The following is a 9,691-nucleotide window of genomic DNA, read 5'->3' as shown; positions in this document are numbered from 1 at the left end:
GGGGCGCACGACGGGGGCCCGGGCGCGGCGAACCGCACCCGGGCCCCCCTGGACCGCGGCTCTCAGCCCTTCACGCAGACGACCTGCTTCAGCTGGGCGACCACCTCGACCAGGTCCTTCTGCTGGGCGATGACCCGCTCGATCGGCTTGTACGCACCCGGGATCTCGTCGACCACGCCGGAGTCCTTGCGGCACTCCACGCCCTTGGTCTGCTCGGCCAGATCGCGCGCGGTGAAGCGCTTCTTCGCCGCCGTCCGGCTCATCTTGCGGCCGGCGCCGTGCGAGGCCGAGTTGAACGAGGCCGCGTTGCCGAGACCGCGGACGATGTACGAGCCGGTGCCCATCGAGCCCGGGATGATCCCGTAGTCGCCCGAGCCGGCCCGGATCGCGCCCTTACGGGTGACCAGCAGGTCCACCCCGTCGTACCGCTCCTCCGCCACGTAGTTGTGGTGGCAGCTGATCACCTCGTCGAAGGCCACCTTCGCCTTCGGGAACTCGCGCCGGACGACGTCCTGGAACAGCGCCATCATCATGGCCCGGTTGTTCTTGGCGTACTCCTGCGCCCAGAACAGGTCCTGCCGGTAGGCCGCCATCTGCGGGGTGTCCGCGATGAAGACGGCGAGGTCACGGTCGATCAGACCCTGGTTGTGCGGCAGCGAACGGGCCACGGTCATGTGGTGCTCCGCCAGCTCCTTGCCGATGTTGCGGGAACCGGAGTGCAGCATCAGCCAGACCGCGTCGGTCGTATCGACACACACCTCGACGAAGTGGTTCCCGGACCCGAGGCTCCCCATCTGCTGGGCCGCCCGCTCGCGCTTCCACCTCACCTCGGGAGCGATCGCGTCGAACCGGCTCCAGAAGTCGTCCCAGCCGCCGGTCGCGAAACCGTGCAGCTTGCCCGGGTCGACCGGGTCGGAGTGCAGGCCGCGGCCGACCGGGATGGCCGCCTCGATCTTGGAGCGCAGCCGGGACAGGTCGTCCGGCAGGTCCTTCGCGGTGAGCGAGGTCTTGACGGCGGTCATCCCGCAGCCGATGTCGACGCCGACCGCGGCCGGGCAGACCGCGCCCTTCATCGCGATCACGGAGCCGACCGTCGCGCCCTTGCCCAGGTGGACGTCGGGCATCACGGCGAGGCCGTGCAGCCAGGGCAGCGTGCTGATGTTGCGCAGCTGGTCCATGGCCTGGCTCTCGACGGTGGCCGGGTCGGTCCACATCCGGATCGGGACGCGGACGCCGGGTACCTCGGTGTACGACATGGTGGTACGACCTCCCAGGGTCGGCTGTTTCAAGCGTAGAAGAATCGCCGCGCGAGATGTCCCGGCGTGGCTCGGGGAAGTTCGGGTGGTGCCGCGCTCAGACCGACAGCGGCCGGGCGGACGGACGTCGGAGGGACGGTCGTCGTGGGGAGCGTGGACAGATGGGCTCGACCCGCATGGTGACCGCCTCCTTCCGTGATGTCGTCGCAGCGCCTGCGGGAGTCATCTACCCACAGCGCGGGTCGCCGTCGCAAGGCAAATTCGCCACCGCCGCGCGGTCCACCGGGCGCCGGACGTGCGAGGGCCCGGCGGAGCGGCTGCTCCGCCGGGCCCGTCGGCCTCTGACCGCAGGTCAGTTGGCGATCACGGTGACGTCGCCGATGCCGAGTTCCTTGACCGGGTCGGCGATCACCGAGGCGTCGCCGACCAGGACGGTGACCAGGCGGTCCGGCGGGAACGCGGCGACCACGGCTTCGGTGGCGGCCGCGGTGCCGAGTTCGGCCAGCTCCCGGTAGACCTGGGCCTGGTAGCCGTCGGGCAGGTTCTGCTCGACCTGGTCGGCCAGGGTGGCGGCGACCGAGCCGGCCGTCTCGAACTTGAGCGGGGCGACGCCGACCAGGAACTGCACCGCATCCTCGCGCTCGGCGTCGGTGAGGCCCTCGGCGGCGAGCTTGCGCAGGATGGTCCAGGTGTCGGCGAGGGCCGGCGCGGTGGAGGCGGTGTCGACGGATCCGCTGATCGCCAGCATCGCGCGGCCGGAGCCGTCGGCGGGCGAGCGCAGCGGCTGGGCGAAGGCCCGCACGCCGTAGGTGTAGCCCTTCTCCTCCCGCAGGACGCGGTCCAGCCGGGAGGTGAGGGTGCCGCCGAGGCAGTAGGTGCCGAGGATCTGCGCGGCCCAGGTGGGGTCGTGGCGGTCCGGTCCGATCCGGCCGATCAGCAGCTGGGTCTGGACCGAGCCGGGCCGGTCGACGATGACGACCCGGCCGGCGTCGTCGGCGGTGACCGGGGCGTGCGCGGTGGCGGTGGCCGGGGCGGCGCTCCAGCGGCCGAGGGTCTCCTCCAGCAGCGGCAGCAGGTCGACGCCGGTGAGGTCGCCGACGACCACGGCGGTGGCGGTGGACGGCCGCAGGTGGGCGTCGTAGAAGGCCTTGACGGCCGCCCGGTCGATGGCCCGCACGGTGTCGGCGGTGCCGGCCCGGGGGCGGGAGAGGCGGTCGGCGGCGTCGAACAGCGTCGCGTAGAGCGCCTTGGCCGAGCGGCGGGCCGGGTTGGCCTGCTCGTGGACGATCTCGTCGAGGCGGTTGGCGACCAGGCGCTCGATCTCGTCGGCGGGCAGCGCGGGGGCGCGCAGCGCGTCGCCGAGCAGGGTGAGGCCGCGCTCCAGCCGGGAGGCGGGGACCTCCAGGGAGACCCGCAGGCCGGTGTGGTCGGCGTGGGCGTCCAGGGTGGCGCCGGCCCGCTCCAGCTCGCCGGCGTACTCCTCGGCGCTGAGGGTGTCGGTGCCCTCGCTGAGGGCGCGGGCGAGGATGTTGGCGACGCCCTCCTGGCCGGCCGGCTCGGCGGCGAGCGGGGCGTCGAGGATCAGGTCGACGGCGACCAGCTGCTGGCCGGGGCGGTGGCAGTGCAGCACCGTGACGCCGTTGGCCAGCGCGCCCCGCTCCGGGGCCGGGAAGGCCCACGGGGTGGGGGTGCCGGGCTGCGGCTGCGGGTGGAAGGTCATGGCGGGGGTGGGGTCGGTGCTCATACCGCCGTCTCCTCGGTGGTGTGGTCGCCGGTCGGGTCGTGGTCGGCGGTGTCGTCCGCGGTGGTGGGCTCGTACACCAGGACGGCGCGGTTCTCGGGGTGGAGGCGGGCGGCGGCGACGGCCCGGACCTCCTCGGCGGTGACGTCGAGGACCTTGGTGAGGGCGGTGTTGACCAGCTCGGGGTCGCCGAACAGGACGGCGAACCGGCAGAGTTCGTCGGCGCGGCCGGCCACGGTGGTGAGGCGGTCGAGCCACTCGCGTTCGATCTGGGCCTGGGCGCGCTCGAGTTCGGCGGCGGTCGGGCCCTCGGCGGCGAACCGGGCGAGCTCCTCGTCGGCGGCGGAGCGGATCTGCTCGATGGTGGCGTCGCCGGAGGTCTTCACGTCCAGCCAGCCGAGCGAGGGCGCGCCGGCCAGCCGCAGCAGGCCGAAGCTGGCGGCCACGGCGGTGCGGTCGTGCCGGACCAGGCGGTTGTAGAGGCGGCTGGACTCGCCGGAGCCGAGGATGGTGAGCGCCAGGTCGGCGGCGTCGGCCTCGCGGGTGCCGTCGTGCGGGAGCCGGTAGGCGGCCATCAGCGCGCGGGAGGGGACGTCCTCGTGGACGGTCTCGGCGATCTCGCGGCCGATGGTGTCGGGGACGGTGCCGTCGCGCGGCGGCTGCTTGCCGTCGTGGGCGGGGATGGTGCCGAAGTACTTCTCCACCCAGGCGATGGTCTGCTCGGGGTCGAGGTCGCCGACGATGGACAGCACCGCGTTGTTGGGCGCGTAGTAGGTGCGGAAGAACGCGCGGGCGTCCTCCAGGGTGGCCGCGTCCAGGTCGGCCATCGAACCGATCGGGGTGTGGTGGTACGGGTGGCCGTCCGGGAAGGAGAGCGCGGTGAGCTTCTCGAATGCGGTGCCGTAGGGCACGTTGTCGTAGCGCTGGCGGCGTTCGTTCTTGACGACGTCGCGCTGGTTCTCCATCGAGGTGTCGTCGAGCGCGGCGAGCAGCGAGCCCATCCGGTCGGCCTCCAGCCAGAGCGCGAGCTCCAGCTGGTGGGCCGGCATGGTCTCGAAGTAGTTGGTGCGTTCGAAGCTGGTGGTGCCGTTGAGCGAGCCGCCGGCGCCCTGGACCAGTTCGAAGTGGCCGTTGTTGGAGACGTTGGCGGAGCCCTGGAACATCAGGTGCTCGAACAGGTGGGCCAGACCGGTCCGGCCCTTGACCTCGTGGCGGGAGCCGACGTCGTACCAGAGGCAGACGGCGGTGACCGGGGTGAGGTGGTCCTCGGAGAGCACCACCCGCAGGCCGTTGGCCAGGCGGTGTTCGGTGATGGCGAGGCCTCGGGCGGAGGCGGGAGCCGGGTTGGCCATGCGGTTCCGGTCCTTTCGGGAAGCGGGAGTCGTCCGTGGAGGCGGGAGGCTTCCCGTCTTCGGTCTGGTCGGGGGCGGATCGCGTTCCCCCATTGTGGTGTAACGCGCAGCCGGGCGTGATGTGTCCGCGCGCGGCGCGCGTTCGCCACGGGCGGAAGCCGGCGGGCGCGGGCGGTCCGGGCGCGGCGGTCCCCGGACCCGCGGCGGGGAGGGGGGTGGCCTGCGGCTCGGGCTGTCAGCCGGAGGGTCCACAATGGGGGGCGCCGTGCCCGGGTACGGTTCGACTCAGTTGTCACAGACTCGGTCCGACAGGATCTGACGCCGCCGACAGACGCCCGACAGACGCAAGGGAGCCCCGCCGCGATGGCCCGCCGCAGTTCGCCCACCCCGCCGCCCGGTGACTTCGAGGAGCGGATCCTCGATGTCGACGTCGTGGACGAGATGCAGGGCTCGTTCCTCGAGTACGCCTACTCGGTGATCTACTCGCGCGCCCTGCCGGACGCGCGGGACGGTCTCAAGCCGGTGCACCGGCGCATCCTGTACCAGGCCAACGAGATGGGCCTGCGCCCCGAGCGCGGCCACGTCAAGTGCGCCCGCCTGGTCGGCGAGGTGATGGGCCGCCTGCACCCGCACGGTGACGCCTCGATCTACGACTCCGTGGTGCGGATGGCGCAGCCGTTCTCGATGCGGCTGCCGCTGATCGACGGCCACGGCAACTTCGGTTCGCTGGGCAACGACGACCCGCCGGCCGCGATGCGGTACACCGAGTCGCGGCTGACCGCGGCGTCGATGGCGATGGTGGAGTCGATCCACGAGGCCACCGTCGACTTCGCGCCCAACTACGACGGCAGCGAGCAGGAGCCCTCGGTGCTCCCGGCGGCCTTCCCGAACCTGCTGGTCAACGGCGCGTCCGGGATCGCGGTCGGGATGGCGACCAACATGCCCCCGCACAACCTGGCGGAGGTGGTGGCCGCCGCCCGGCACCTGATCAAGCACCCGGGCGCGGACCTGGAGACGCTGATGCGTTTCATCCCGGGTCCCGACCTGCCGACCGGCGGCCGGATCGTCGGGCTCTCCGGCATCCGCGACGCGTACGAGTCGGGCCGCGGCACCTTCAAGATCCGGGCGACCGTGTCGGTGGAGGCGGTGACGGCCCGCCGCAAGGGCATCGTGGTCACCGAACTGCCGTACAGCGTCGGGCCGGAGAAGGTGATCGCGAAGATCAAGGACCTGGTCGGCGCGAAGAAGCTGCAGGGCATCGCGGACGTCAAGGACCTGACCGACCGCCAGCACGGCCTGCGGCTGGTGATCGAGGTCAAGAACGGCTTCGTGCCCGAGGCGCTGCTGGAGCAGCTGTACAAGCTGACGCCGATGGAAGAGACCTTCGGCATCAACAACGTGGCGCTGGTCGACGGCCAGCCGCTGACGCTGGGCCTGAAGGAGCTGCTGGAGGTCTACGTCGACCACCGCTTCGAGGTGGTGCGCCGGCGCAGCGAGTTCCGGCGGGGCAAGCGGCAGGACCGGCTGCACCTGGTCGAGGGCCTGCTGGTCGCGCTGGTCGACATCGACGAGGTCATCGCGATCATCCGCTCCAGCGACGACGCCGCGCAGGCGAAGGACCGCCTGATGGCGCGGTTCGGGCTGTCGGAGACGCAGACCGCGTACATCCTGGACACCCCGCTGCGCCGGCTGACCAGGTTCGACCGGGTGGAGCTGGAGACCGAGCAGGCCAAGCTCACCAAGGAGATCCAGGAGCTCACCGAGATCCTGGAGTCGGACACCAAGCTGCGCAACGTGGTCTCCGGCGAGCTGGCCGCGGTGTCGAAGCAGTTCGGCACCGAGCGGCGCACCGTGCTGCTGGAGGCGGGCGCGGTGCCGAGCGCGGCGCTGTCGGTGCCGCTGGAGGTGGCCGACGACCCGTGCCGGGTGCTGCTGTCCTCGACCGGCCTGCTGGCCCGGACCTCGGACGGGGAGCCGTCCGATGCGGGCGGTGCGCGGGCCAAGCAGGACGCGGTGGCCTCCGCGGTGCCGGCCACGGCCCGGGCCGACATCGGGGTGGTGACCACCGCGGGCCGGGTGCTGCGGCTGCCGGTGATCGACCTGCCGGCGCTGCCTCCGGGTACCTCGGCGCTGGCCGGCGGGGCCGCGGTGAGCGAGTTCCTGCGGCTGGAGGCGGACGAGCGGGCGCTGGCACTGACCACGCTGGACGAGTCCTCGCCCGGTCTGGCGCTGGGTACGGCGCAGGGCGTTGTCAAGCGCGTGGTGCCGGAGTGGCCGGCGAACAAGGACGAGTTCGAGGTGATCGCCCTCAAGGACGGCGACTCGGTGGTCGGCGCGGTGGAGCTGCGCACCGGCGAGGAGGACCTGGTCTTCATCGCCTCCGACGCCCAGCTGCTGCGCTACCCGGCGGGCCAGGTCAGGCCGCAGGGCCGGCCGGCCGGCGGGATGGCGGGCATCAAGCTGTCGGACGGCGCCCGGGTGCTGTCGTTCACGGCGGTGGACCCGGCGGCGGACGCGGTGGTGGTCTCGGTGGCGACCGCGTCCGGCACCCTGAGCGGCGGTGAGCAGACCAGCTGGAAGGTCACGCCGTTCGAGCTGTACCCGCGCAAGGGCCGGGCCACCGGCGGCGTGCGCTGCCAGCGCTTCCTGCGCGGCGAGGACGCCCTGGCGTTCGCCTGGGCGGGCGCGGAGCCGGCCCTGGCGTCGGCCGCCAACGGCGCGCCGGTGCAACTGCCCGAGCGGGACCCGCGCCGCGACGGCTCGGGTTCCCCGGTGACGGGCCAGATCGCCGCGGTCGGCGGCCGGGTGTAGTCGGGTGTGACGGCCGGACATGAGGACGGGGGCGCCGCAACGGCGCCCCCGTCCTCATGTCGGGGCGGGTGCGGTCAGCCGAAGGCCGCTTCGACACGCTCGGCGGCCTCGGTGTTCGACTGGGCCGGGAGACCGGCCGGGCCGGTTTCGTCGAGGCGCCGGACCGACTCCGTGGTCTGCGCGAGCAGTGCCACGTAGTCGGGCAGTTCAGGCAGCGACGAGGTGGTCAGGGCGAGGACCACCAGGGTGCCGAGGTCGGGCAGCGGAAGGTACGCCTCGACCCGGGCCATGGTCAGCGGCGGTGGGTCACCGGCCGCGTCCTCGGGTGCCTGCGGCTGCCACTCCACCCCGGTGAAGGCGAGGACGGCGGAGCCCGCCTCGGCTTCCACCCGGCGCACGTCGCTGCTCGGGTTGAGCGAGAGCGTCTCCTGCAGCGTGGCGACGATCATCTCCGGATCGCCGTCGTCGATCGGGTCCGCCCGGACGATCAGCGAGGCGGTGCTGATCCGGTCGTCCTCCGTGGCGAACAGCGCCACCCCGGCGTAGAGCGCGCCGTCCTCGGCGGCGGCGTCGGCGATGTCCGCGTACAGCGTCCGTACGCCCTGCCGCTGGTCGGTGGTCCCGCCGGACCAGATCTCGCACGCGAGTTCGTCCAGGTGCTCCCAGCGCTCCTGGTCGGTCAGGTGCATCCCCAGGTCGTGGAAGTGCACCGGGACTCGGAAGGTGAATCCCCGGTCGGCGGCGCTCCGGCCGACCGCCGCGGGCTGCTCGTTGGGCATGGCTGACTCTCTGTCTCGAGGTGCTCTCGGCGCGCTGACGGGGCGCCCGGTGCCGGCCGTACGGACCGCACCGGGCGCCGGGCCGACGGTCAGGGCTGCCGGTGGAAGGCGTTGCGCAGCTGGACGGTGGGTCCGGCCGGTCCCCAGCCGGGCATGCCCTCGGCCGCGCAGACCGCAAGGATCCGGTCCAGGGGGAGAGTGCCGAAGTCGTCGCGGCCCAGGTACCAGTAGGGCAGTGAGTCGATCCGACGGAGTCGGCCCTCCCACCTGACGGTCGCGGCCGGGTCCGCGGCAGCACGCTGCTGGGCGGCTGCCACCACCGCCAGCCGGGTCCGCAGATGGGCCTCCCAGACCGCCGGGTCGCGCCGCCACTCCCGGCCGAGCCGGGCCGGTCCGAGACGGCGGGCCCAGCCGGTGCCGAAGCGGGGCTGCGGGCCGCTGTTGCCCTGGTAGTCGAGGACGACCAGCACCAGGACCAGGGCGGGCCGCCAGAGGAGATCGATCGGCAGCACGACCCACTGGGCGAAGAACCACAGCACCAGCCGCGTCCTCGGCCTGGGCTCGCCCTGGACGAAGGCAGCGGGGAAGGCTGCGCCGAACCGGCCCCGCACCGGGCCGTGCTGGATGAACTGGTCTGCCATGACGCCACCGTCCTAATCGCCGGAGAACATGTTGTGGACGCCGTCCACGACGCCCCAGCCGCCCGCGACCACCTGTGGACCGCGGGACCACCAGGACAGCGGGTCGAGCGTGCCGTCGGCCCGGATGGCCGCGGACAGGCCGGGCAGCCGGTCCAGCCCGGGAACCCGGGTGACCAGGTCGCTCAGCCGCTTCTCCTTGAACGAGGCGCCCATGTTGTCGGCGACGTGCTTCTCCCAGGCGAGGGCGATCTTGTTGCCCTTCTTGGCGATGATGTCGACGCCGTCCTGGACGACCTCGCCGCCGATCCGAGTGACCCGGGGCAGGGTGTGCACGGCGTCGCCGAGCCGCCCGGTGATCCGCGCGGCCGCGTCCGCACCGTCGATGACCTGCACGGCCCGGGTGATCTTCTGGCCGTTCTCGACCACCTCGGCGCCCACCTTGGTCACCACCTTGGTGCTGCCCTTGATCGCGGTGCCGGCGAACTTCCCGAACGGGACCACACCGAGGCCGTCGCCGATCAGGTCCATCGCGCTGACGTCGGCGCCGCCGAGCTTCGCCATTCCGTGCGTGGCCAGGGCGCCGGCCGACAGCACTCCCCCGGCCAGCGCGAGGGCGCCGGACAGCGGCGGGAACCACAGCGTGCACAGCGCCGCCACGCCCAGCACCGTCGAGGCGATCGACATCCAGTCGCCGATCTTCTTCAGCAGATCGGCGTGCTTGGTGGCCCACTCCTTGATGGCGTGGCCGGCCCGCTGCAGGGAGTCCTTGAACTTGTCCCACATGCTGGTGCTGGGGGCGTTCTGGTTGGCCTTGCGCAGGGCCTTGGCCACCTTGGCGGCGGCGTCCTGGTGGTCCTCCTTGAGTTCCTTCGCCTGTTTGACGATGGCCTCGAAGGCGTCCTTGGCGTCGTCCAGGGCGCGTCTGGCGTCGTCGAGTTCGTCGCCGGCCGCGTTCAGCTCGCGCTGGGCCGCGTCGATCCGCGCCTGGGCTTCCTTCAGTTGGGCGTCGTCCGCGAAGAACTGTCCGCCCAACCGGAAGGCGGGGGCGTCGGCGGCCGAGTTGTAGCGGGTGTCGGCCCGGTCCTTGGCGGCCTCGCACTGCTCGCACCGC

7 protein-coding genes are annotated in these 9,691 nt (G+C 72.6%); 1 reads left to right on the top strand and 6 read right to left on the bottom strand.

The window, feature by feature from the left end; translation table 11 throughout:
* Positions 1-62: 62 nt before the first annotated feature.
* The 3 genes from AA75_RS35235 to AA75_RS35225 form a co-directional block, all read right to left on the bottom strand.
* Positions 63-1,256 carry an RtcB family protein gene (locus AA75_RS35235; protein WP_033824452.1) on the bottom strand — a complete coding sequence of 398 codons (1,194 nt, stop codon included), beginning with the start codon at positions 1,254-1,256 and terminating at the stop codon, positions 63-65.
* Positions 1,257-1,608: 352 nt separating this feature from the next.
* Positions 1,609-2,976: a pitrilysin family protein gene (locus AA75_RS35230; protein ID WP_033824468.1), complete on the bottom strand. Its 1,368-nt coding sequence runs from the start codon at positions 2,974-2,976 to the stop codon at positions 1,609-1,611.
* A 20-nt stretch (positions 2,977-2,996) separates the two neighbouring features.
* On the bottom strand, positions 2,997-4,349 hold the full coding sequence (locus AA75_RS35225) for a pitrilysin family protein (protein WP_033824451.1): 1,353 nt from the start codon (positions 4,347-4,349) through the stop codon (positions 2,997-2,999).
* A 363-nt stretch (positions 4,350-4,712) separates the two neighbouring features.
* Here AA75_RS35225 and AA75_RS35220 point away from each other — a divergent pair, with 363 nt between their 5' ends.
* On the top strand, positions 4,713-7,160 hold the full coding sequence (locus AA75_RS35220; RefSeq protein ID WP_033824450.1) for a DNA topoisomerase (ATP-hydrolyzing) subunit A: 2,448 nt from the start codon (positions 4,713-4,715) through the stop codon (positions 7,158-7,160).
* 74 nt (positions 7,161-7,234) lie between these two features.
* Here AA75_RS35220 and AA75_RS35215 read toward each other — a convergent pair whose 3' ends face one another.
* The 3 genes from AA75_RS35215 to AA75_RS35205 all read right to left on the bottom strand — a co-directional run.
* Positions 7,235-7,939: a hypothetical protein gene (locus tag AA75_RS35215; protein ID WP_051814001.1), complete on the bottom strand. Its 705-nt coding sequence runs from the start codon at positions 7,937-7,939 to the stop codon at positions 7,235-7,237.
* Positions 7,940-8,028: 89 nt separating this feature from the next.
* Positions 8,029-8,580 carry a hypothetical protein gene (locus AA75_RS35210; protein ID WP_033824449.1) on the bottom strand — a complete coding sequence of 184 codons (552 nt, stop codon included), beginning with the start codon at positions 8,578-8,580 and terminating at the stop codon, positions 8,029-8,031.
* A 12-nt stretch (positions 8,581-8,592) separates the two neighbouring features.
* A partial coding sequence (locus AA75_RS35205) for a hypothetical protein (RefSeq protein WP_033824448.1) occupies positions 8,593-9,691 on the bottom strand: 1,099 nt, incomplete at its 5' end.

It is taken from the genome of Kitasatospora sp. MBT63, from assembly GCF_000710465.2.
In the GTDB taxonomy this organism is placed as follows: Bacteria; Actinomycetota; Actinomycetes; order Streptomycetales; family Streptomycetaceae; genus Kitasatospora.
Note: the sequence above shows the minus strand (reverse complement) of the source record. Positions and strands in the feature narration are given on the sequence as shown.